The 22,646-nt window shown below is 61.9% G+C and carries 21 protein-coding genes; 12 read left to right on the plus strand and 9 right to left on the minus strand.

What is annotated here, in order from left to right; genetic code table 11:
- Positions 1-154 precede the first annotated feature (154 nt).
- Positions 155-1,909 carry an allantoate amidohydrolase gene (locus BUC24_RS17425; protein WP_073218969.1) on the plus strand — a complete coding sequence of 585 codons (1,755 nt, stop codon included), beginning with the start codon at positions 155-157 and terminating at the stop codon, positions 1,907-1,909.
- 612 nt (positions 1,910-2,521) lie between these two features.
- Complete coding sequence (locus tag BUC24_RS17430; protein ID WP_073218972.1) at positions 2,522-3,838, plus strand: sensor domain-containing diguanylate cyclase; 1,317 nt, start codon at positions 2,522-2,524, stop codon at positions 3,836-3,838.
- A 4-nt stretch (positions 3,839-3,842) separates the two neighbouring features.
- On the opposite strand, the gene BUC24_RS17435 is transcribed toward BUC24_RS17430, so the two are convergent.
- The 8 genes from BUC24_RS17435 to BUC24_RS17470 form a co-directional block, all read right to left on the minus strand.
- A complete protein-coding gene (locus BUC24_RS17435; RefSeq protein WP_073218976.1) occupies positions 3,843-5,003 on the minus strand; it encodes a zinc-dependent alcohol dehydrogenase in 1,161 nt (386 codons plus the stop codon).
- A 101-nt stretch (positions 5,004-5,104) separates the two neighbouring features.
- A complete protein-coding gene (locus BUC24_RS17440; RefSeq protein WP_073218978.1) occupies positions 5,105-6,346 on the minus strand; it encodes a Zn-dependent hydrolase in 1,242 nt (413 codons plus the stop codon).
- Positions 6,347-6,448: 102 nt separating this feature from the next.
- Complete coding sequence (gene hydA, locus BUC24_RS17445; RefSeq protein ID WP_073218981.1) at positions 6,449-7,840, minus strand: dihydropyrimidinase; 1,392 nt, start codon at positions 7,838-7,840, stop codon at positions 6,449-6,451.
- 20 nt (positions 7,841-7,860) lie between these two features.
- Positions 7,861-9,345 carry an NCS1 family nucleobase:cation symporter-1 gene (locus BUC24_RS17450; protein ID WP_073218985.1) on the minus strand — a complete coding sequence of 495 codons (1,485 nt, stop codon included), beginning with the start codon at positions 9,343-9,345 and terminating at the stop codon, positions 7,861-7,863.
- A gap of 39 nt (positions 9,346-9,384) precedes the next feature.
- The gene (gene preA, locus BUC24_RS17455; protein WP_073218988.1) at positions 9,385-10,665 is read right to left on the minus strand and encodes an NAD-dependent dihydropyrimidine dehydrogenase subunit PreA; all 1,281 of its coding nucleotides are present in this window, start codon (positions 10,663-10,665) and stop codon (positions 9,385-9,387) included.
- A complete protein-coding gene (locus BUC24_RS17460; RefSeq protein WP_073218991.1) occupies positions 10,665-12,032 on the minus strand; it encodes an NAD(P)-dependent oxidoreductase in 1,368 nt (455 codons plus the stop codon). Before BUC24_RS17460 ends, preA begins: the two co-directional genes overlap by 1 nt.
- Before the next feature lie 46 nt (positions 12,033-12,078).
- A complete protein-coding gene (locus BUC24_RS17465) occupies positions 12,079-13,581 on the minus strand; it encodes a CoA-acylating methylmalonate-semialdehyde dehydrogenase (RefSeq protein WP_073218994.1) in 1,503 nt (500 codons plus the stop codon).
- A 4-nt stretch (positions 13,582-13,585) separates the two neighbouring features.
- The gene (locus BUC24_RS17470; protein WP_073218997.1) at positions 13,586-14,902 is read right to left on the minus strand and encodes an omega-aminotransferase AptA; all 1,317 of its coding nucleotides are present in this window, start codon (positions 14,900-14,902) and stop codon (positions 13,586-13,588) included.
- 174 nt (positions 14,903-15,076) lie between these two features.
- Here BUC24_RS17470 and BUC24_RS17475 point away from each other — a divergent pair, with 174 nt between their 5' ends.
- The 10 genes from BUC24_RS17475 to BUC24_RS17520 all read left to right on the plus strand — a co-directional run bounded on the left by BUC24_RS17475 (position 15,077) and on the right by BUC24_RS17520 (position 21,721).
- Positions 15,077-16,504, plus strand: coding sequence for an aminotransferase-like domain-containing protein (locus BUC24_RS17475; RefSeq protein WP_073219000.1), 1,428 nt, complete (start codon positions 15,077-15,079; stop codon positions 16,502-16,504).
- Positions 16,505-16,512: 8 nt separating this feature from the next.
- Positions 16,513-17,172, plus strand: a complete 660-nt coding sequence (locus BUC24_RS17480; protein WP_073219003.1) for a TetR/AcrR family transcriptional regulator — start codon at positions 16,513-16,515, stop codon at positions 17,170-17,172.
- An 89-nt stretch (positions 17,173-17,261) separates the two neighbouring features.
- Entirely contained in the window at positions 17,262-17,456 is a 195-nt protein-coding gene (locus BUC24_RS17485; RefSeq protein ID WP_073219007.1) for a YqaE/Pmp3 family membrane protein, read from the plus strand.
- Between the two features lie 57 nt (positions 17,457-17,513).
- Positions 17,514-18,068, plus strand: a complete 555-nt coding sequence (locus BUC24_RS17490) for a GNAT family N-acetyltransferase (RefSeq protein ID WP_073220283.1) — start codon at positions 17,514-17,516, stop codon at positions 18,066-18,068.
- Positions 18,068-18,823, plus strand: a complete 756-nt coding sequence (locus tag BUC24_RS17495) for a carbon-nitrogen hydrolase family protein (RefSeq protein WP_229448265.1) — start codon at positions 18,068-18,070, stop codon at positions 18,821-18,823. Before BUC24_RS17490 ends, BUC24_RS17495 begins: the two co-directional genes overlap by 1 nt.
- 113 nt (positions 18,824-18,936) lie before the next feature.
- A complete protein-coding gene (locus BUC24_RS17500) occupies positions 18,937-19,218 on the plus strand; it encodes a hypothetical protein (RefSeq protein ID WP_073219010.1) in 282 nt (93 codons plus the stop codon).
- A gap of 3 nt (positions 19,219-19,221) precedes the next feature.
- A complete protein-coding gene (locus tag BUC24_RS17505; protein ID WP_073219013.1) occupies positions 19,222-20,112 on the plus strand; it encodes a sensor histidine kinase in 891 nt (296 codons plus the stop codon).
- Between the two features lies 1 nt (position 20,113).
- The gene (locus BUC24_RS17510) at positions 20,114-20,884 is read left to right on the plus strand and encodes a LytR/AlgR family response regulator transcription factor (protein WP_073219016.1); all 771 of its coding nucleotides are present in this window, start codon (positions 20,114-20,116) and stop codon (positions 20,882-20,884) included.
- Positions 20,885-20,948: 64 nt separating this feature from the next.
- Complete coding sequence (locus BUC24_RS17515; protein WP_073219019.1) at positions 20,949-21,335, plus strand: VOC family protein; 387 nt, start codon at positions 20,949-20,951, stop codon at positions 21,333-21,335.
- A complete protein-coding gene (locus BUC24_RS17520; RefSeq protein WP_073219022.1) occupies positions 21,332-21,721 on the plus strand; it encodes a YybH family protein in 390 nt (129 codons plus the stop codon). Before BUC24_RS17515 ends, BUC24_RS17520 begins: the two co-directional genes overlap by 4 nt.
- A 123-nt stretch (positions 21,722-21,844) precedes the next feature.
- Here the strand turns inward: BUC24_RS17520 and BUC24_RS17525 are convergent, their stop codons facing one another.
- Positions 21,845-22,645, minus strand: a complete 801-nt coding sequence (locus BUC24_RS17525; RefSeq protein WP_307188467.1) for an SDR family oxidoreductase — start codon at positions 22,643-22,645, stop codon at positions 21,845-21,847.
- Between the last annotated feature and the right edge of the window lies 1 nt (position 22,646).

Genomic DNA, 22,646 nt, shown 5'->3' on the forward strand with positions numbered 1-22,646 from the left:
TTTTGCGGAAGGGCGCAGTAATCGCCTTCCCCTCGCCAGCCGCGAAGCAGCCAGCAGCGCGGAAATCGTGCGCATAGGCCTTATCAGGAATACGATATACCTGCACTACTTCCTGGCAGTATGATCCAATCTGGCAAGATAGGATACCCACACCATGACCACACTGACGGACCTGAACAGCTGCCCTGCGGCCGATTTCATTGCCACCTTGCACGGCATCTACGAGCATTCGCCCTGGATTCCCGAGCGCGTCGCGGCGCAGCGGCCGTTTGCCACGCTGGCCGCGCTCAAGTTCGCGTTGCAGGAAGTGGTGAGTAGTGCCAGCATTGACGAGCAGCTTGGCTTGATCCGCGCCCATCCCGAGCTAGCCGGCAAGACGGCCATCGCTGGCCAGCTGACTGCCGAATCGACCCTCGAACAGGCCAAATCGGGGTTGAACCTGTGCAGCGCCGCCGAATACGCCACGCTGCATCAGCTCAATGCCGACTACAACGCCAAATTTGGATTCCCCTTCATCCTTGCGGTCAAAGGACCCGATGGCCAGGGCCTCACGCGCCAGAGCATCATTGATACCTTCACGCGCCGGCTGCAGCATCAGCGCGCCGACGAAATGGCGGAGTGCCTGCGCCAGATCCATCGCATCGCCGAACTGCGCCTGAATGACCTGCTCAAGGTCACGCCCGATTTTGGCCCGATGCTGATGCACTGGAGCGAGACCATCGGTGCCTGGAGCGAAATGGAAGACGGCCTGACATGCTCTTACATGACGAGCGTGCACCGCCGCACCGCCGGCCAGCTGGCCGACTGGATGCGCGAAGCTGGCATGCAAGTCCACATTGACGCGGTCGGCAATGTGACGGGGCGCTATCTCGCGGCCGATGCGAACGCACTAACCCTCATGACCGGCTCGCACTACGACACCGTGCGCGACGGCGGCAAATACGATGGCCGCCTCGGCATCCTGCTGCCGATCGCCCTCGCGCGCCACCTCAACGAGCGTGGCGAGCGCCTTCCCTTCCACCTGGAGGTAGTCGGCTTTGCGGAAGAAGAAGGGGTGCGCTTCAAAAGCACCTTCCTTGGAAGTAATGCGATCACCGGCCGCTTCGACGCAACGCTGCTGGAGCGGCTCGACGCCGATGGCATCAGCATGCGTCAGGCGCTGGCCGATGCCGGCCACGATCCTGCGGCAATCAGCGCCATTGCGCGCGACCCTGCCAGGCTGCTTGGCTTTGTGGAAGTCCATATCGAACAAGGACCGGTGCTGCTCGAACGCGGTCTGGCCGCTGGCGTGGTCACGGCGATCGCCGGCAGCTCGCGCTATCTGGTGAACCTGACCGGGCTGGCCAGCCACGCAGGCACTACCCCGATGAACATGCGCAAGGACGCCGCAGCTGCTGCGGCCGAAATCGTGCTGCTGGTGGAGCAGCGCTGCAGCCAGGCGCCTTCGCTGGTGGGCACCGTCGGGCAGCTGCAGGTGCCCAATGGTTCGGTCAATGTCATCCCGGGCCACTGTCAGCTGTCGCTTGATATTCGCGCAGCCGATGACGCGGTGCGGCTGGCTGCCGTCAAGGACATCCTGGACGGCATTGGCGCAATCGCCGCGCGGCGTCAGGTCACCTTCGCGATCGAGCAGATTGTGTCCGCCGCTGCCGCACCTTGCGCGCCGTGGCTGATGGACCAGCTGGGCGCGGCCGTGCAGCGCGCAGGACTACCGCGTTACGACCTGCCTTCCGGCGCCGGGCACGATGCGATGGCCATGGCTGCCATTACCGACGTCGCCATGCTGTTTGTCCGCTGCGGTAACGGCGGCATCAGTCATAACCGGCTTGAGACCATGACTGCGGACGATGCCGAACTGGCGGCCCAGGTCATGCTGGACTTCCTGCGCAGCTTCCGCCCTCAGGCCTGAGTCAGCACTCACGGCGAACGAGACTCCAACCCACTACATCGCACTCGCGGAGGCGGGTGCCCATGCCATGCACCCGAATCCGGTGACGTGGCATAGGCCCCCGCCTTCGCGAGGGCGATGTAGTGGCGGCTCTGGCCTACCTGCGCCTGATACCCAGGTCGTGCTCGACTTACTGAAGCCAGGGTCCCGACTGACCGCGACCACATCGCACTCGCGCAGGCGGGTGCCCATGCCATGCGCCCGAAGCCGGAGACGTGGTATAGGCCCCCGCCTTCGCGAGGGCGATGTGCGGCGGCTCTCGGCCTTCGTGCGCCAAGTACCCAGGTCATGCTCGACTTACTTCGCAGCCTGAGACCGGACTGACGGCGACCACATCGCACTCGCGCAGGCGGGTGCCTATGCCATGCGCCCGAAGCCGGGGACTTGGCATGCCCCCCCCGCCTTCACGAGGGCGATGTGCGGCGGCTCTCGGCCTGGTGCTCGAAGCTGAGGGATTCGACCGAACGACGACATTTGAGGCCCTTTTACGACGCGTGATAGGACAAACCATGACTCGAAAGTTGCATTATGGTATCTTGACCGCATGTAGCACTACACCTAGTCAGGCTGACCATGGCAAGTGACAGCACCTGCTTCAGCGGTAACGCGGACGACATCAGCTCGCTGCTGCTGGCGCTCGCCACCAGCGGCACCGGTGTCTGGGACCGCGATATCCGTTCGGGCCGAATTGTTTACTCGGCTGCCTGGAAAGCCATACTCGGTTACCGCGAAGATGAAATCGGCGACCGCATCGAAGAAAGCTACACCCGCGTGCATCCCGACGATCTAGCCGGAGTGCGCGCCAAGATCCAATCCCATTTCGACGGGCAGACGCCAACCTACGAAGTCGAACATCGTCTGCGCTGCAAGGACGGCCACTACAAGTGGGTTCTAAGCCGCGGCAAGGTTGTCGAGCGCGATCCGGATGGAACGCCTCTGCGCATGACCGGCACCACCACCGACATCTCGGACACGGTCGCCCTGTCGGAACAGCTGCGCCGCAGCGCCGAATTGTTGACCCACCTGACCGACGAAGTCCCGGGCCTCGTGTACCAATACTGCCTGCGCCCCGACGGACACGCCAGCTTCCCCTATGCCAGCGCCGGCATGCGCGCCATATTCGGGACCAACCCGGCGCTGGCTGCAATCGATGCCGTGCACGCGGAATCGGCCATCCATCCGGACGACATTGAAGCCTATCGCAACTCGCTGGCCCAATCGGCGCACACGCTCGGACGCTGGCACATGGAGTTTCGCGTGCAGCTCCCTGGCGAAGGTCTGCGCTGGCATGAAGCGCAGGCACGCCCGTGCCGCCTTGAAAATGGCAGCACCGTGTGGCACGGCTTTATCGCCGATATCACCGCGCACAAGGAGCTGGAACAGCGCCTGGTCGACGCTGCCGCGACCGACTTCCTTACGGGATTGCCGAACCGGCGCGCCATCATGGCGCGCATGGAGCAGGAACTGGCGCGGGTGCAGCGCGACCCGCATATTCTGTCTGCGGTGTTGATGTTTGACCTGGACTACTTCAAAAACATCAATGACCACTACGGCCACCCCACGGGCGACGAAGTCCTCAAGCACTTTGCCGGCGTTTTGCAGCTGGAGTTGCGCAAGGTCGATTCCGTGGGGCGCATCGGCGGCGAAGAATTTGTCATCCTGCTGTGCGGGGCCGATCTGGAAGACGCCACCCGATTTGCCGAGCGCGTTCGCCAGCGTTTGCATTCTGATCCCATGCCCTTTGGCGACACCTGCCTGCCCGTTACCGTCAGCATTGGCGTGGCCGCGATGCTAAGCGAGGATCACTGCGCCGACAACGCCTTGTCGCGCGCTGACGCGGCCCTGTACCGCGCCAAGCAGCGCGGCCGCAACCGCGTCGAAGTCGCCTAGGCTACTAAGGCGTCAGGATCACCTTGCGGCATTCGTCTTCCTTCTTGTCGAACATCTTGTAGCCCTCGGCTGCCTGGTCCAGCTTGAGCCGGTGCGAGATGATCTCCTGTGGCCGCAGCTTGCCTTCGCCGATTGCTTCGAGCAGTTCAGGCATGTACTTCTGCACGTGGGTCTGCCCTGCCTTGATGCCGATCCCCTTCTCAAAGACGTCCCCAAACAGGAAGCCATGAATGAAGCCGGCATACACGCCAGGCACGCTGATCATCCCGCCACGCCGCACGGCTGCGATGCACTGGCGCAGGGCCTTACCGCTGCTGCCTTCGAGCTTCAGGTCCGTCATCACTGTCTCCAGCGCGCTGCCCTTGGCTTCAAAACCAACCGCATCGACCACCCCATCGACGCCGCGGTGGTGGGTATTATCGAGAATGAACTCGGCCGCGTCACCATCATCGAAATTGATCGGAATGACGTCGTAAGCCCGCTTGGCAAAGTCGAGGCGGAACTGGTGATGGTCCACCATGAAGATGGTTTCGATGCCCAGCATCCGGGCACTGGCCGCCGCCATCTGGCCGACCGGCCCTGCGCCGAAAATGGCCAGGCTGCCGCCTTTGCCCACGCCGGTGTTCAGCACCGCCTGATAGCCGGTCGGCAGAATATCGCTCAGGAACAGCACCTGCTCGTCCGACAGTGCAACCGGAATCTTGATCGGCCCGACGTTCGCTTTCGGCACCCGCACATACTCGGCCTGCCCACCCGGCACACCGCCATACAAGTGGCTGAAGCCGAACAGCGCCGCACCCGAGCGCAGACTCTTTTTGTTCATGATTGAACCGCGATCCGGGTTGGTGGTTTCGCAGGCGGAGAACAGCTGCATGTCACAGAAGAAGCAGCTGCCGCAGGCGATCACAAAAGGCACGACGACGCGGTCGCCCTTCGCCAGATTGGTCACCTTGGGGCCTGCATCCACCACCTCGCCCATGAATTCGTGGCCGAGAATGTCGCCGCTTTTCATCGCCGGGATTTTGCCACGGTACATATGCAGATCGGAGCCGCAGATCGCCGTGGCGGTCACCTTCAGGATCACGTCGTCGGCGTCCTGCAGGATCGGATCGGGCACGTTGTCGACCTTGACATCGTGGCTGCCGTGGTAAGTGAGTGCGCGCATTTGGTCTTCCCTCCCATGTAAAAACACAGGCTAACAAGGAAGACCGCGCACACGTATCAGATGAGTCCGTTGAGCGCAGTAGGACAGCGCCGACGAACTATCTAGCTGGCAACAACGACAGCGCGCTCCAGCATGGCGTGCAGCAACACATTGCAACCAGCTTCAAGGTGATCGGACTTGGCGTCCTCGATCTCATTGTGGCTGATGCCATCCTTGCAGGGCACAAAAATCATCCCGGCCGGGGCCAGGCGCGCCGCGTAAATCGCATCGTGGCCGGCCCCGGACACCACATCCATGGTCGAGTAACCCAGTTTGGCCGTGGCCGCGCGCACGGCGCCCACGCAGTCCGGATGGAAGGGGCAAGGCGGATAGTAGGACACGCGCTCGATGCTAATGGCGAGACCCGTTTCAGTGCGTGTTTTGTCGATAAAGGCCAGCATCTCCTCGTGCATGGTATTGAGAAGTTCATCATTCACATTGCGCAGATCGATGCTGAATTTGACCTCGCCGGGAATCACGTTGCGGCTGTTGGGGAACACCTGCACCATGCCGACCGTGCCACGACCATACGGCGGATAGCGGTTCGCGATGGCGACCACTTCCTGCATGATGCGTGTGCTGACCTGCAGCGCGTCCTTGCGCAGCCCCATCGGCGTAGGACCAGCGTGCGCCTCCATCCCGGTGACCACACAGTCATACCACGACAATCCCATCACCGCAGGCACCACGCCAATGACCTTGTCGGCGTCTTCCAGGACCGGGCCTTGTTCGATATGCGTTTCAAAGTAGGCGCCAATCGGGTGCTGGCCAGGCACCTGCTCGCCCAGGTAGCCGATGCGGCTCAATTCATCCTTGACGCTCTTGCCTTCGGTATCCTTGGCGGCGTACGCGGTCTCCAGGCTGAAGGCCCCGCAGAACACGCCGGAGCCCATCATCACCGGAACAAAACGCGAGCCTTCTTCATTGGTCCAGAAAGCGACTTCGATCGGCGCTTCGGTCGTGATGTTCAAGTCATTCAGCGTGCGCACCACTTCCAGCCCCGCCAGCACGCCATAGTTGCCGTCGAATTTACCGCCGGTAGGCTGGGTGTCGATATGGCTGCCTGTCATGACCGGCGGCAGCGCAGGGTTGCGGCCTTCGCGGCGCATGAAGACATTGCCGATCTGGTCGACCGTGATCGACATGCCGGCCTGTTTGGCCCAGCCGACAACCAGGTCGCGGCCCTGCTTGTCGAGGTCTGTCAGTGCCAGCCGTTTGACACCGCCCTTCGGCGTGGCGCCGATCTGTGCCAGTTCCATCAGCGCGGCCCACAGGCGCTCGCCGTTGATTCGTAATTCATCCATTTTCCACTCCAATATGCAGCCCACACTTCGCCCTCGCGTAGGCGGGGGCCCATGCTGAGCGTGCGCGCTATGGGTCCCCGCCTACGCGAGGACGACGTATTTTTATGCGTGCGTTTTGGTGAATGCCGGCCGGTCCACGTGCTTGCCAGCGCCCTCCACCGCACGCAGCTCACCTCTTTCAAACACCACTTTTCCATTCGAGAGCGTGTATGAAGGAATTCCCCTCACCGTCCGCCCCTCGAACACATTGAACCCGCCCTTGGCGAACTGGGTCTTGGCCGAGATGGTGCGCGAGCCTTCCGGGTCCCACACCACGATATCGGCATCGGCGCCCACAGCCACTAGCCCTTTGCGTGGATACATATTGAAAATCTGCGCCGCATTGGTCGACGTGACGCGCACAAATTCGGACGGCGTCAGCATTCCCGAATTGACGCCTGCATCCCAGACAACCGACATACGGTCTTCCACCCCGCCGCAACCGTTCGGGATCTTGGTGAAGTCATCTTTGCCGGCGGCCTTCTGCTCTGCGCAGAAGGTACAGTGGTCAGTGGCGGTCGTGTGCAGATTGCCGCCCTGCAGGCCGTGCCACAGCGCCGCCTGGTGGTGCTTGCTTCGAAACGGTGGGCTCATCACGTGACCACGGGCGAACTCCAGATCGCTGCTGTGATACACGCTGTCGTCGATCACCAGGTGCCCGGCCAGCGCTTCGCCATACACGCGCTGCCCTTTCGCGCGAGCCCGGGTGATCGCTTCGAGCGACTCCGCGCACGACACGTGAACGATGTACACCGGCGTACCCAGCACGTTGGCAATCGCAATGGCACGGTTGGCCGCTTCTGCCTCCACTTCGGGCGGACGCGAAAGCGGATGCGCTGCCGGCCCGGTAATCCCCTTGCGCAGCAGGTCCTGCTGCAGCTGGAACACCAGTTCGCCGTTCTCGGCGTGCACGGTCGGAATGGCACCCAGTTCGAGTGCACGGGTGAAGCTTTTTACCAGCGTTTCATCGTCCGCCATGATGGCGTTTTTATACGCCATGAAGTGCTTGAAGCTGTTCACGCCATGCTTGTGCACCAGAGTGCCCATATCGGCATGCACACTGTCGTCCCACCAGGTCACGGCCACGTGGAAGGTGTAGTCGCCCGCGGATTTGGCGGCCCAGCCGCGCCAGGTGTGATACGCCTCCAGCAGCGACTGCTGCGGGTTGGGAATCACGAAGTCCATGATGGTGGTGGTGCCGCCCGCCAGACCCGCCGCGGTCCCGGTGAAAAAGTCATCCGCTGTCACGGTGCCCATGAATGGCAGCTGCATGTGCGTGTGCGTATCGATCCCGCCCGGCATGACGTACTGGCCACTGGCATCGATCACGGTGGCGCCAGCGGGCGCGTCGAGCTTGTCGCCAACGGCCACGATTTTGTCGCCATATACCAGCACATCGGCCTTGAATGCGCGGTCTGCGTTGACGACGGTGCCGCCGCGAATAATGGTGGTCATGAACAGCTCCTGAAAACGAGTTAGGAATGTGCCGCCGGTTGCATCGCGGCGACGTTACGGGCCTTCATCAGCGCGCCATACACCACGGCGGAAATGGCAATGCCGACGAACCAGGCATAGGTATACAAAGTCTTGAACACGCCGTCCACTCCCGGGAACGCGTCCGGGAAGGCGGCGTTCATGAAACCGGGAATATTTGGCAGCACGCCGGCAATAAAAGCGATGACGGCCGCCGCGTTCCAGCCTGACCGGTAGGAATAGATACCGTCATCGCGATACAAGTGCGTCACTTCCAGTTCGGTCTTGCGAATCAGGTAGTAGTCGACGATGAGAATGCCGGCGATGGGCCCGAGCAAAGCCGAGTAACCAATCAGCCAGGTAAAGATATAGCCCTGGGTCGACTCAAGTATCTTCCACGGCATCATGACCAGCGCAATCCCAGCGGTGATATAACCGCCAGTGCGGTACGACACCAGCTTCGGCGCCAGCGACGAAAAATCATACGCCGGTCCCACCAAGTTGGCCGCCAGATTCACGCTCACCGTATCAATCAGCAGCACCAGCAGCGCGATCAGGACCGCAGCGCCAGTCATCCGGCTGGCCAGATCGACCGGATCCCAGATGGCTTTGCCATACAAAACCACCGTGGCGGAGGTTACGATCACTGCCAGCATGGCCAGCAAGCCCATAGGCACAGGGAGGCCAACCGACTGGCCGACGATCTGGTCGCGCTGGGTTTTGGCAAAGCGGGTGAAGTCGGGAATGTTGAGCGCCAGCGTGGCCCAGAAACCCACCATCGCGGTCAGCGAAGGCCAGAACACAGACCAGAACTGGCCAGCCTTTTTGCCGCCTTCCACAAACTGCGATGGCTGATCGAGCAGCGGACCAAAGCCGCCAGCCTTGTTGTAAACCCAGCCAAGCAGCACGAAACAGATGACGATTTTTAGTGGCGCGGTCCAGGTTTCCAGTTTGCGGATCGATTCCATCCCGTGCACGATGTACCAGAACTGAATCGCCCAAAAGCCCAAAAAGCACGCCAGCTGCGCGCCATTGATGCCCAGGCCAGCGATTTTTGCGCCGCCAATCTCGCCGCCCATCATCACGCCAAGCAGCGTGTAGATCATGCTGCCGCCGAACCAGGTTTGAATGCCATACCAGCCGCAGGCGACGATGGCGCGCATCAGCGCGGGAATGCGCGCGCCAGTGGTACCGAATGATGCGCGTGCCAGCACCGCGTAAGGAATACCGTACTTGGTGCCCGCATGACCGATCAACAGCATCGGCAGCAGGACAATAGCGTTCGCCAGAAAGACCGTCAGCACCGCCTGATAGCCGGACATGCCGCCCTCGATCAGGCTGGCCGACAGCGTATAGGCCGGAATGCACATTACCATCCCCACCCATAGCGCCGCAAAGTGATACCAGCGCCATGTACGCTGGGCTGCGGTGGTGGGGGCGAGGTCTTCGTTCCAGAGCTGCGTGTTTGGGGACAGGTCTTTGCTCACTGGTGCGCTCTCCAAGAATGGGTTGGTTGCTGCCTTTGCCTAGCCTACCACTTCTGCTCTTGGGTTTCGCGGGTCCTGGGTCCAGTTCATGTACTTTTTCCCGGTTTCCTGGGGCACCATGGTGATGCAGGCTTCAACCGGGCAGGTAATTTCGCACAGGTTGCAGCCCACGCATTCGGACTTGATCACCTCGTAGGTACGCACCCCGCTGGCAGCGTCGATCAGCTGGGCGATCGACTGGTGCGAGGTATCTTCGCACGCCACGTAGCATTTGCCGCACTTGATGCACTTGTCCTGGTCGATTTGCGCGATTACCTGGTAATTCATGTCCAGGTATTTCCAGTCGGTGGTGTTGGGCACGGCCTTGCCCGAAAACTCGGCGATATTCTTGTAGCCTTTCTCATCCATCCAGCGCGACAAGCCATCCTTCATCTCTTCGACGATCCGGAAGCCGTGCAGCATGGCTGCCGTGCAGACCTGCACCGAGCCAGCGCCCAGGGCGATGAATTCGGCCGCATCGCGCCAGTTGCCTATACCGCCGATGCCGGAAATGGGCAGACCTTGCGTCTCCGGGTCGCGTGCAATCTCGGCCACCATGTTCAACGCAATTGGCTTCACGGCTGAACCACAGTAGCCACCGTGGGTACTGGCATTGCCCACGATGGGGAAGGCCACCATGCGGTCCAGATCGAGGTGGGTGATCGAATTGATGGTGTTGATCAGCGAAACGGCATCGGCCCCGCCTGCCAGCGCGGCGCGCGCCGGTTTGCGCACATCGGTGATGTTCGGCGTGAGCTTGACGATGACAGGCAATCGCGAATGCTTTTTGCACCAGCGCGTAACCATCTCCACATACTCCGGCACCTGGCCCACGGCAGCGCCCATGCCGCGCTCGGGCATGCCGTGCGGGCAGCCAAAATTGAGCTCGATCCCGTCGGCGCCAGTCGCTTCCACCTTGGGCAGAATCTCGGCCCACAGCGCTTCTTCGCAAGGCAGCATGAGGGAAACGATCATGGCGCGGTCGGGCCAGTCGCGCTTGACCTGCGTGATTTCGGCCAGATTGATTTCCAGGCTGCGGTCGGTAATAAGCTCGATGTTGTTGAAGCCCAGGACTTCGCGGTTCTTGCCGTAGTGCGCAGAATAGCGCGACGACACGTTGACGGCCGCCGGGTCTTCGCCCAGCGTTTTCCAGACCACCCCGCCCCAGCCAGCTTCGAAAGCGCGTACCACGTTGTAGGCCTTGTCCGTGGGTGGCGCCGACGCCAGCCAGAATGGATTAGGGGACTTGATGCCGCAGAAGTCGATGCTCAGGTCAGCCATTATGCAGCCTCCACTTTCGATTGGATGTCATTATGAATGGCCATGGCGGCCAGTTTGCCGTGCTGGACTGCCTGTACCGTCAGGTCCTGCCCCGGCGCCACGCAGTCGCCGCCGGCATACACGCCTGGCAGCACGGTGCGGAACGACGAGTCGACCTTGATCTTGTCACCACTGCGCTCAAGCTGCTGCGCCATTTCGTCGGAAATGCCGGAGGGGTCGAGGCTCTGCCCGATGGCCTTGAACACGGCGTCGGCCGCGATCTCGATGAAGGCACCGGTGCCAATCAGTTTGCCGTTGTCCATGCGGGTTTCTTCAAATCGCATGCCTTGCACACAGCCCGCATCGTCCAGCAGTACCTCAAGCGGGGCGGCCCAGGTACGCATGCGCACATGATTGAGCTTGGCGATTTCCTGTTCGTGCCCGGTAGCGCTCATAGCATCGTAGCCGCGGCGGTACACCAGCGTGACGTCCTGCGCGCCAAGGCGCTTGATCTGCACTGCCATATCAATGGCGGTATTGCCGGCACCGATGACGATGGCGCGCTTGGGTACGGGCAGCGCTGTCAGGTCCGATGCCTGGCGCAGCGCTGCGATGTAGTCGACTGCTGCCATCAGGCCCGGCGCATCTTCGCCCGTCAGGCCAAGCTGGCGGCTGGCGTTCAAGCCCAGGCCCAGGAACACGGCGTCGTACTGCGCATGCAGATCCTTCAGGTGCAGGTTCTGCCCTAGCACGCGGCCATGCTGCACCTCGATACCACCGATTTCGAGCAGGAACTCCACTTCCTTCTGCGCGAAATCGCCGGTCAGCTTGTACTTGGCGATGCCGTATTCATTCAAGCCGCCCGACTTTTCGCGCGCCTCGAAGATAACCACGTCGTTGCCCAGCATCGCCAGGCGGTGCGCGCACGACAGGCCGGCGGGCCCGGCGCCAACCACGGCGATTTTCTTGCCGGTGCTGGCGGCCCGCTGGAATGGGTGCGACGCAAAGTTGGCGTTGTCCAGCGCATGGCGCTGCAGCAGCCCGATCTTGACCGGCTGCCCTTCCTCGTCGTGGTTACGCACGCAAGCGTCTTCGCACAGGATCTCGGTCGGGCAAACGCGCGCGCAGCTGCCGCCGAGGATGTTCTGCTTCAGGATGCCGGCGGCAGCGCCATTGATATTCTGGTCGTGGATGTTGCGGATAAAACTGGCCACATCGATCTCGGACGGGCAGATGCGCGTGCACGGCGCGTCGTAGCAGTACAGGCAGCGCGCGCTTTCAATGGCGGCCTGGCGTTTGGTCAGCGCCGGCGCCAGATCGGTAAAGTGTTCCGCCAGTTCGCCGTTCGACACGGTCGCCAGCGGCAGGTGTTTGAGAGAATCGATCATGTCACATCCCGTTTCTTATATTTGTCGTTGTCCCCACTTGCGTGGCTTACTTCATTTGCGGGAATGCGAATTCCACGCCAGCGCTTGCCGTGTTCGGCCAGCGCTGCATCACCGCTTTGTGGCGCGTATAGAAGCGCACGCCTTCCGGCCCATACGCGTGATGATCACCAAACAGGCTCTTTTTCCAGCCGCCGAAGCTGTTGAAAGCCATTGGCACCGGCAACGGCACATTCACGCCCACCATGCCAACCTGGATCTGGCGCACAAACTCGCGCGCGGTGCCGCCATCGCGCGTGTAGATGGCAACGCCATTGCCGTATTCATTGGCATTGATCAGGTTGACGGCCGTGGCCACGTCGGGCGCGCGCAGCACGCACAGCACTGGTCCGAAAATCTCTTCCTTGTAGATGCTCATGTCCGGCGTCACGTGGTCAAACAGTGTGCCGCCGACGAAGAAGCCATTTTCACGGTCCGGGACCTTGCAGTTGCGCCCATCGACGACCAGAGTAGCGCCCTGCTCCACACCCTCGCCGATCAGACGTTCGATGCGCTGCTTGGCCTGGGCCGTGACCACCGGCCCCATTTCGGCATCGGCCGCCATGCCGTCGCGGATCTTCAGGGCAGCCGTGCGCGCACCGAGCGCGCCTATCAACTTGTCGCCACTGTCGCCCACTGCCACCACCACCGAGATGGCCATGCAGCGTTCGCCGGCGGACCCGAATGCCGCGCCAATCAGTGCATCGACCGCCATGTCCATGTCGGCGTCGGGCATGACCACCATATGATTCTTGGCGCCGCCCAGCGCCTGCACACGCTTGCCGTTGGCCGTACCACGCGCATAAATATATTCGGCGATTGGCGTCGAACCCACAAAGCTGATTGCCTGAACTTCCGGATGGTCGAGCAGTGCATCAACCGTGGTCTTGTCGCCCTGGATAACGTTGAATACGCCGTCGGGCAAACCGGCGTCCTTGAGCAGCTTCGCATGCAATAACGACGCAGACGGATCGCGTTCGGAGGGCTTGAGCACAAAGGTGTTCCCGCAGGCGATCGCCACCGGGAACATCCACATTGGCACCATCACCGGGAAGTTGAACGGGGTGATGCCGGCCACCACGCCAAGCGCCTGGCGCATGGACCAGGCATCGATCCCGCGCGAGATCTGATCGGTAAATTCCCCCTTGAGCAGCTGTGGAATGCCCACTGCGAATTCCACCATCTCGATACCGCGTGCCACCTCGCCCTGCGCATCCGAAAACGTTTTGCCATGTTCGCGTGTGAGCATGGCGGCAAAATCGTCAGTGTGCTGCTGGCACAGCTGCAGATACTTGAACAGCACCCGTGCGCGCGTCAGCGGCGGTGTGGCCGACCAGGATGGAAACGCTGCAGCTGCGGCAGCGACGGCCACACCCACTTCATCGGCGGTACCCAGTGCCACTCGTGCGCAGGGCGTGCCGACGGCTGGATTGAACACATCGGCATAGCGGCCACTGGTCGTGTCGACCTTGGCGCCGTTGATGAAATGGGTGATCGTATCGAGGTTGCTCATGATGTTATTCCAGGTTTTTCAGTACGGTGGCCAGCTTGCCGAACAACTCGTCGATGTGCTTCTTCTCGAGGACGAGTGGTGGCGACAGGGCGATGATGTCGCCCGTGGTGCGAATCAGGATGCCGTCGGCGAATGCCTTCTTGAAGGCGTTGAATGCGCGCGCGCCCGGCTTGCCTTCGATCGGCTGCAGCTCGATCCCGGCAATCAGACCGATGGTGCGAATGTCGATCACATGGGGCAGACCTTTGAGCGAGTGCACCGCGTCGGCCCAGTATTCCTGCATGCCAGCCGCGTGTTCGAGGATGTTCTGTTCCTTGAACACCTCCAGCGTGGCAATGGCAGCGGCGCAGGCGAGCGGATGACCGGAGTAGGTATAACCGTGGAACAGTTCAATGCCGGCCGGGCCATCCATGAACGCGTCATGAATGTGTTTTTTGGTGAACACAGCGCCCATCGGCACGGTCGCATTGGTCAACCCCTTGGCGACGGTGACCATGTCCGGCTCGACGTCAAAATAGTCAAACGCAAATGGCGTCGTCAATCGGCCAAAGCCGGTAATGACTTCATCGAAGATCAGCAGAATGCCGTGCTTGGTGCACAGTTCGCGCAAGCGCTTGAGATAACCCTTGGGCGGAATCAGCACACCGGTGGAACCGGCCACCGGCTCCACGATGACGGCCGCGATGGTGGACACGTCATGCAGCGCCACGATGCGCTCCAGTTCATCGGCCAGATAGGCGCCATACTCAGGCTCGCCGCGCGAGAAAGCGTTCTTCTCCAGATTGTGGGTATGCGGCAGATGGTCCACACCTGGCAACAGCGGACCGAAGGTGCGGCGGTTGCCGCCGATGCCACCGACCGAGATACCGCCAAAGCCCACACCGTGGTAACCGCGTTCGCGCCCGATCAGGCGCGTGCGCCCTGCTTCGCCGCGCGCCTTGTGGTACGCCAGCGCCATCTTGAGGGCGGTATCGACCGCCTCGGAACCGGAATTGGTATAGAACACATGGCCAAAACGGTGGCCAGTGTAGTCCATCAGCTTTTCGGCCAGGTCGAAGGCGGCCGGGTGGCCCATCTGAAAAGTGGGAGCGAAATCGAGCTGGCCGACCATCTCGCGCACGGCCGCGATGATCTTCGGCTGCGCGTGACCGCAAGGTACGCACCACAGGCCGGCGGTGCCGTCCAGAATGGTGTTGCCATCGACATCTTTGTAGTGCATGCCTTCGGCCGACACCAGCAGGCGCGGATGGGTTTTGAAGTCGCGGTTGTTCGTGAATGGCATCCAGAAGGACGCCATGGAATCAGGTTTGGACTCGTTCATTTCGACTCTCCAGGATTTTTACGAGCAAAAAAATAATTTACCAGTTGGCAAAATGATGATGCAATAATAGTCAGCAGGACAACTATGGCACATATACACAAATTGCAAAACCGCCCAACCGTACAGGTGGCGCAAACAACACAGTTTGCGGCGGCGCAGCAAAAGGAGTGGTAGATGGAGCAAACGGAGACTGGCTGGCCGGTGCTGGACATTGATCGCGGCAAGCGCGGCAGCCTGGTTGATCAGATTGTAGAAGCGATCACGGCGATGGTAAACCGGCGCGCGCTGCGCGTAGGCACCAAAATGCCGTCGGTTAGACGATTCGCAAAGTGCAACGGCGTGAGCACCTTCACGGTGGTTGAATCGTATGACCGCCTGCTCACGCTCGGGCTGCTCTCGTCGCGCCGCGGGTCCGGCTTTTTTGTCGCCCGCAGCGAAGTGGCGGCGACTCCGGCGCTGGCCCTGCACGCAACCCCCAGCGCCATCGACGCCCTCACCCCTGACCTGTATTCCGGCGTGTCAGATGCGCTGCCGGTTGGTGCCGGCTGGCTGCCACCCGAATGGTACGGCGAGACCACCATTCTCGACGCGGTGCGCCACGCGATGAAAATTCCGGCCAATCGCCTGCGCGGCTATGGCCACCCGCTTGGTTTTCCGACCCTGCGCCAGCACATGGCCACCACACTGGGCGAAGAATTGTTCCAGGTCGAACCCGACCAGATTTTACTCACGCACGGCGCGACGCATGCCTTCGACCTGATTCTGCGTACGCTGACCAAGCCGGGCGACACCGTCTTTGTCGAAGACCCCGGCTACAGCAATCTGATGTCGCTGGTGCGCCACCACGGCTGCATCGCCGTCGGTATTCCACGCACGGAAAACGGTCTCGATGTCGACTTCCTGGCGCAGCAGGCCGCGCTCACGCAGCCCAAACTCATGTTCGTCAACACGGTGCTGCAAAACCCGCTGGGCACTTCGCTCACGCAGGCGCAGGCGCACCGACTGCTCGGGCTGGCCGAGCAGTTCGACTTCTGGCTGGTGGAAGACGATATCTATCGCGAGCTGGCCGCACGCGGAGAAGCATCGCTGGCGGCCATGGACGGGCTGCGGCGCGTGATCCGGGTGGGCAGCTTTTCCAAAACGCTGTCGCCGGTACTGCGGGTGGGCTCCATCTGCGCATCCAACTCGCTCATTCCCGAGCTGCTGCGGGTGAAGATGCTGACCGGCCTGACCACGTCCGAGATCAACGAGCGCGCCGTGTATCACGCCCTGTCGGCGCGCCCCTACCGGCGCATGGTCGAGCGCCTGACTGGCCAGCTGACCAGCGCACGGGCCAGCACCATCGAGCGTTTGCGTGAAGCGGGCATGGCACCGATTGCGCGCGCGCGTGGCGGCATGTTCGTCAGCGCCGGCTGGGATATCGCGCCAACGCCGGAACTGAACGGCAAAGTGATTGCCGATCGCGCCCTGGCAGCAGGCATCCTGCTCTCGCCTGGCGAATTCTTTACGCTGGGCGCGCCAGCGACGATCTGGTTCCGCTTCAATGCCGCCTACGCGGCGGACGCGCCCGCGCTGGTCGCGTTTTTGACCTCCATCCGCTAAAGGACAACATGGCCACCAAGACCGTCAACGCCCTGCGCACCGCCACCATCAAGCGGCGGGTACTGAACCGCGACAAACTCGAGGCGGACATCGTCGCCGAAGCCGTGCGCGTGTTCGCGGAATGCGGCTACGAAGGCGCCTCGATTGCCACCGTGGCCGACAACGCGGGCCTGTCGAAACAAAACCTGATGTACTACTTCCCCACCAAGCAGGCCTTGTATCAGCGCGTGCTGGACGGCGTGCTCGATGACTGGCTGGCGCGCATGGACCGGCTGGCGGACCCCGCGCAGGATCCGCGCGATGTGCTGCGCGCCTACATTCAGGCCAAGCTGAAGTTCTCGCGCGAGCAGCCCTGGGCCTCGCGCGTGTACGCGATGGAAGTCATCAGCGGTGCCCAGTTGTATGGCGAGCAGATTCAAAAACGCGTTGTCCCGTTGCTGCGCAAGGACATCGAAGTATTCGAGCGCTGGATCAGCGAAGGCCGCATCGGCGCCATCAACGCCACCCATCTGCTGTTTGCAATCTGGGCCATGACGCAGTCGTACGCGGACTTCGCAACCCAGATGGCGCTGGTGTTGAACCGCAAACAGCTCGCGAAGAAGGATTTCGACGACGCCGAACTGATGATCACGAACATGGTGCTGGCGGCGGTCGCATTGCCCGCCTGATGCCAGGCTCGGCCTTGGTATTATGATAAGATTAATGTGGGCCTCTCGCCCACACGCGCTCCACGTCATTGGAGCTACACGAGACATCCATGCGCCTGCTTATCGCCCTGATCTTCCCCTGGCTTACCTTCTTCACCATCGGCCGTCCGCTGTCCGGCATCCTCTGCCTGGTTCTGCAAATTACCATTATTGGCTGGCTGCCCGCCACGATCTGGGCGGTATATGCGCTGAGCCAGTACAAAACCGACCAGAAAATCGCCAACGCGATGCGCCAGCGCGGCTAGTCCGCGTCGCGCCTGGCGACCCACTGAGTCGCGCAAGTTTGCGGTATGCTTGAATCCATGCCGACCCTGACTCCGACCACCCTGCACACCCAGCGCCTCGTTTTGCGCTGGATGGACCAATCCGATGCGCCAGCGTTATTCGCGCTATTTTCCGACCCCGCCGTCACGCGCTACTGGAGCACGCCCGCCTGGACCGACATCGCCCAGTCGCGCGCCTTCATCGACACCACGCTGGCCGAATACGAAGCCGGCACCGGCCTGCGCTTTGCCATCCTGCTTGCCGAAACGGGTGAAATGATCGGCTCCATCAAGCTGTACGATTTTTACGAATCGAACCGCCGCTGCGACATCGGCTACGCCCTGCTCCAGGCTCAGTGGGGCAAAGGCCTGGTGGGCGAGGCACTGAGCGCCGTGATCGAGCATGCCTTCAATACCCTCAACATGAACCGGATCGAAGCCGACATCGACCCGCGCAACGAAGCTTCGGCCAAAGTTCTGGAACGCATGGCCTTCGTGCGCGAGGGCTATATGCGCGAGCGCTGGATCGTCAATGGCGAAGTGTGCGACACCGCCTTCTACGGCCTGCTTCGGCGCGACTGGGAAGCACGCTGATGGCCGGCTTGCGCATTGCGGCCGCGCAGTCGGCCACCATCCCGGGCGGCATCGCCGCCAACGTGGCGCACCATGGCATCTTCATCGACGCGGCGGCCAAGGCCGGCGTCAGGCTGCTGGTCTTCCCCGAACTGTCGTTGTGCGGCTACGACCTGCCAGCCCTTGCCGACGCCGCACTCGCATCCGACGATGTCCGCCTCGAACCGCTGCGCGAACAAGCGCAGGCGAACGGCATGACGATCGTCAGCGGTGCCGCGCTGGCCAATCGCAATGGCCTGCCCTTCATCGGCGCGCTGGCATTCCAGGCCGACGGCCGCACGATCAGCTACCGTAAACACTTTCTCCATCCCGGCGAAGACCGTTATGCAGCACCTGGCAGCGCAATCAGCGGTTTGATAGACGTGCGCGGGGTACCGGTCGCGCTGGCCATCTGCGCCGACACCACCCACCAGGCCCATCCGCACGCGGCCGTTCTTGCCGGTGCAACATTGTATGTGGCAGGCTCACTGATCACGCCGGGCGGCTATGTCAAAGACGCAACACAACTCGCCAGCCACGCCAGGCAATTTAGCGTGGGCATCCTGATGGCCAACCACGCCTTCGAAAGCGGCGGCAATATCAGCGCCGGCCGCAGCGCAGTGTGGATGCCAGATGGACAACTCCTCGTCGCGGCTGACGGCCAGGGCGAATTACTGGTCATGGCGGACGAAGACAGCGGCGCCGTCCTGCCCGTGACCACCGGATTTTCCCTTTAGTCGCGCGTGGCCACCGAATACCCCCCGAAATATGCATTTCATCGGACCACGATGGCCGCTTGCAGACGCGCTTGCTACAGTGACTCCATCAACACACCGATTGGAGAACCAAGATGAACAACGCTACCTTTGATTCCTTTTTCGCAACCCTGGAAGAAATGGGCCGCGCCATCCTGAAGGCTGCCCGCAGCGGCGCCGCTGCCGTGTCGACCATGTCGTGGCCGGCCATTGCCGTCTGCTGCGTGTTCCTCGCGTTTGCGCTGACGATCATTCCACTGGCCCTGTTCCTGTTCGTGATGTTCATGGTGATCAAATTCGTGGTCACCGCGTTCGACAAGCGCGCCGCGCGCGGCCCGGCCACGCCTTACCGTTCGGCCGACGACAAGGGCGAGTAAATCATGGCAGCCAGTCAGCTCAACAAGATCATGGACTTTCTGCGCGACGCATTTGCGGAAGCCACGACCCTGTGGTGGAGCTTCTTCGACTGGCTCGCCCTGGTGGAATGGCGCCAGCTCTACATCACCTGGTTCCTGGTGTTCACCGTTGGCGTGATGACCAACGTGCCCGAGCCGGCAGTGTGGTTCGTGCTGATTTCGTTTGGCGTGAAGGTGCTGGCAGGCGGCAAACGCAAAGCCGAACTGGTGGCCAAGGACATGACGGCGCAGGCCGACGTGGCCACGCTCGAACGGCGCCTGCTGGAAGCGCAAATGGCCACGCTGCAGGCGCAGGTCGAGCCGCACTTCCTGTTCAATACACTGGCCCTGATCGGCCAGCTGATTGAAACCGACCCGCCGCAGGCGGCAAAAATCCACACCAACCTGATCGAATACCTGCGCGCCACGCTGCCGCAAATGCGATCGAGCGGTGGCGGCACGCTGGGGCGCCAGGTGCAGCTCTCGCGCGCCTATTTATCGATCATGCAGGCGCGCATGAAGGAGCGGCTGGAAGTCGGTTTCGACATTCCCGACTACCTGGAACACGCGCCCTTCCCGCCCATGATGCTGCAGATTCTGATCGAAAATTCGATCAAGCACGGCCTGGAACCGAAGATCGAAGGCGGCCGCATCGACGTCACAGCGCAACTCATTGGCGGCATCATGCAGGTCGATGTGCGCGACAACGGCGTGGGCTTCAACATGCATTCTGACGATGGCGTCGGCCTGGCCAATATTCGCGAACGCCTGCGCCTCTTGTTTGGCAATCGCGCCGAACTGGTGATCGAGCAGCCACTTGCCGGCGGCGCTCTGGCTTCGATCCGCGTCCCCTATTCAACCCTGGAGAGAAGTTAGCATGGCCGACAAACCCATCACCGCGCTGATTGCCGACGACGAAGCGCCGATGCGCGACCAGTTGCGCGCGCGCCTGAAAGAAGCATGGCCCGAACTGCAGATCGTGGCCGAAGCGGCCAACGGTGTCGACGCGGTCGCACAGGCCAAGGCGCACCAGCCCGACATCGTCTTCCTCGATATCCGCATGCCCGGGCAAAGCGGCATCGAGGCGGCGCGCCATTTGTACAGCACGTGCCGCATCGTGTTCGTGACTGCCTACGACCAGTACGCGCTGGACGCCTTTGAACAAGGCGCCATCGACTATCTGCTCAAGCCTGTCAGCGCCGAGCGCCTGCGCCTGACGTGCGAACGGCTGCGCCAGCGCATGCGCAGCGCGCCACAAAACATCGGCGACCAGCTGCAGCAGCTGGCCCGCCTGCTGGAACAGGGCGGCGAGAAAAAGCCCGACTATTTACGCTGGATCCAGGCCCAGGTGGGCAACAGCCTGCGCATGATCAGCACCAAAGAGGTCCTGTTTTTCCGTTCCGACGAAAAGTACACGGTGGTGCAGACCGCGCAGGCGGAAATGCTGATCCGTAAAACCCTCAAGGAACTGGCGGATGAACTGGACCCGAAGGAGTTCTGGCGCATCCACCGTTCCACGCTGGTCCGGGTAGACGCGATTGCCGAAGTCACGCGGGACGAGCGCGGGCGCCAGATGCTCAAGGTGCGCAATTTCCCAACGGCATTGGAAGTGAGCCGTAACCACGCCCACCTGTTCCAGCAAATGTGAGCCACTTAAAGGCGGAATCCACTACCATATAGCCTCGTTCCCATCGAAGAAAAAGGAGCAGGCCATGGCACGTGCAGTCCACTTCGAAATCCACGCTTCCGATCCGCACAAGGCAATTGCCTTTTATTCCGGCCTGTTCGGCTGGACCTTCAACAAGTGGGAAGGCGGCGACTACTGGATGATCCACACCGGGCCTGACGACCAGCCCGGCATCAATGGCGGCCTGATGCCGCGCCGCGGTGACGTGCCGCAAGCAATGGCTGCGGTCAACGCCTTCGTCATCACGGTGGATGTTGACAACATCGATGCCTCGGTCGAGCGTGGCAAGGCAGCCGGCGGCAGCATCGCTCTGCCTAAAATGCCGGTGCCGGGCATTGGCTGGCTGGCCTACCTCAAAGACCCCGACGGCAATATCTTCGGCATGATGCAAGCCGATACGGCGGCCGCATGAGCGCCGACGAAGTGGCGATTCGCCAGTTGATCGAACGCTGGCTGCAAGCCACGCGCGATGGCGATGTCGATGCCGTGCTGGCGCTCATGGCGCCCGACGTGGTTTTTCTGGTGGCGGGGCAGCCGCCCATGCAGGGGCGTGACGCGTTCGAACGCAGCTTGCGCAGCGTACTGGCGGCGCACGCGATCGAATCAACCAGCACCATTGAAGAAGTCGTCGTCGCTGGCGACCTGGCGTACTGCCGCACGCAGCTGGCGGTGACCATCATTTCGAAGCATGGACAATTGCCCCTGCAGCGCACCGGCCACACACTGTCGATCCTGCGCACGCAAGACGGCGTATGGCGCCTGACGCGCGATGCGAATCTGCTAGGTAGCCCGGCCTGATTGCCAGCGCTTGCGCACCACCACATCGTCCTCGCGAAGGCGGCGGTGCGACGCCTCGCGACCTATTCCACTGCGCCGAAGTCGTTCAGCATGGTATGGGTCCCCGCCTTCGCGAGGACGATGTTAGACGGTCGCCATGCCGCCATCGAACAATAAATTCTCCCCCATCATGTACAACGAATCATCGCTTGCCATGAACAAGACGGCCCTGGCCACTTCCTCAGCCTGACCAAAGCGCCCTGCCGGCACCTTGGCCATCAGCTGCCCCGCCCATTCCTGCACCGCCTGCGCGGGCAACCCCAGCTTGCCGTAAATCGGTGTATCAATCAAACCAGGACTGATCGCATTCACCCGCACACCGCGCGGCGCCAGTTCTGCCGACAGCGTACGCGCCAGCGAACGCACCGCCGCCTTGGTCGCCGCGTACACGCTCATGCCAGCCACACCCTGATCGATCATCGTCGTTGAAGTTAGCACCACCGAGGCCGGGTTGTTCAACAGCGGCAGCGCCGCCTGAATCGTATAAACCACCCCCTTGAAGTTGACATCAAACTGGCGTTCGATATGGCCGTCATCCACATCCGAGAACGGCATGGGCTGGGCAATCCCCGCATTGGCAAAGACCACATCAAGCGTGCCGAATTCGGCCTTCAGACGGGCAGCCACGCCCTCCATTGCCGTCTTCGACGCCACGTCGGCGCACAACGCAATCGCTCCCGCGCCCAGCATGTGAGCGGCACTGGCCACGCGCTCAGGATCAACGCCAACAATCGCCACACGCGCCCCCTCCTGCAAAAAGAGCCTAGCCGTAGCCAACCCAATACCAGTCGTCCCACCCGTGATCAATGCGGTCTTGCCCGTCAATCTACCCATGCGTGTTCTCCTTGATGGCCGCCGCAGGCGGCATGTGATTAAATTCGGCATG

It is taken from the genome of Massilia sp. CF038 (assembly GCF_900129765.1).
In the GTDB taxonomy this organism is placed as follows: Bacteria; Pseudomonadota; Gammaproteobacteria; order Burkholderiales; family Burkholderiaceae_D; genus Telluria_A.

Excerpts from the sequence above, each read along its gene's own strand:
- BUC24_RS17510 (WP_073219016.1), top strand. The coding sequence starts at position 20,114 with ATGGCCGACAAACCCATCACCGCGCTGATTGCCGACGACGAAGCGCCG.
- BUC24_RS17505 (WP_073219013.1), top strand. The coding sequence starts at position 19,222 with ATGGCAGCCAGTCAGCTCAACAAGATCATGGACTTTCTGCGCGACGCA.
- BUC24_RS17490 (WP_073220283.1), top strand. The coding sequence starts at position 17,514 with ATGCCGACCCTGACTCCGACCACCCTGCACACCCAGCGCCTCGTTTTG.
- BUC24_RS17475 (WP_073219000.1), top strand. The coding sequence starts at position 15,077 with ATGGAGCAAACGGAGACTGGCTGGCCGGTGCTGGACATTGATCGCGGC.
- hydA (WP_073218981.1), bottom strand. The coding sequence starts at position 7,840 with ATGACCACCATTATTCGCGGCGGCACCGTCGTCAACGCAGACCGCGCA.
- BUC24_RS17500 (WP_073219010.1), top strand. The coding sequence starts at position 18,937 with ATGAACAACGCTACCTTTGATTCCTTTTTCGCAACCCTGGAAGAAATG.
- BUC24_RS17480 (WP_073219003.1), top strand. The coding sequence starts at position 16,513 with ATGGCCACCAAGACCGTCAACGCCCTGCGCACCGCCACCATCAAGCGG.
- BUC24_RS17440 (WP_073218978.1), bottom strand. The coding sequence starts at position 6,346 with ATGGATGAATTACGAATCAACGGCGAGCGCCTGTGGGCCGCGCTGATG.
- preA (WP_073218988.1), bottom strand. The coding sequence starts at position 10,665 with ATGGCTGACCTGAGCATCGACTTCTGCGGCATCAAGTCCCCTAATCCA.
- BUC24_RS17460 (WP_073218991.1), bottom strand. The coding sequence starts at position 12,032 with ATGATCGATTCTCTCAAACACCTGCCGCTGGCGACCGTGTCGAACGGC.
- BUC24_RS17435 (WP_073218976.1), bottom strand. The coding sequence starts at position 5,003 with ATGCGCGCACTCACTTACCACGGCAGCCACGATGTCAAGGTCGACAAC.
- BUC24_RS17485 (WP_073219007.1), top strand. The coding sequence starts at position 17,262 with ATGCGCCTGCTTATCGCCCTGATCTTCCCCTGGCTTACCTTCTTCACC.
- BUC24_RS17470 (WP_073218997.1), bottom strand. The coding sequence starts at position 14,902 with ATGAACGAGTCCAAACCTGATTCCATGGCGTCCTTCTGGATGCCATTC.
- BUC24_RS17525 (WP_307188467.1), bottom strand. The coding sequence starts at position 22,645 with ATGCCGAATTTAATCACATGCCGCCTGCGGCGGCCATCAAGGAGAACA.
- BUC24_RS17495 (WP_229448265.1), top strand. The coding sequence starts at position 18,068 with ATGGCCGGCTTGCGCATTGCGGCCGCGCAGTCGGCCACCATCCCGGGC.
- BUC24_RS17425 (WP_073218969.1), top strand. The coding sequence starts at position 155 with ATGACCACACTGACGGACCTGAACAGCTGCCCTGCGGCCGATTTCATT.
- BUC24_RS17430 (WP_073218972.1), top strand. The coding sequence starts at position 2,522 with ATGGCAAGTGACAGCACCTGCTTCAGCGGTAACGCGGACGACATCAGC.
- BUC24_RS17520 (WP_073219022.1), top strand. The coding sequence starts at position 21,332 with ATGAGCGCCGACGAAGTGGCGATTCGCCAGTTGATCGAACGCTGGCTG.
- BUC24_RS17515 (WP_073219019.1), top strand. The coding sequence starts at position 20,949 with ATGGCACGTGCAGTCCACTTCGAAATCCACGCTTCCGATCCGCACAAG.
- BUC24_RS17465 (WP_073218994.1), bottom strand. The coding sequence starts at position 13,581 with ATGAGCAACCTCGATACGATCACCCATTTCATCAACGGCGCCAAGGTC.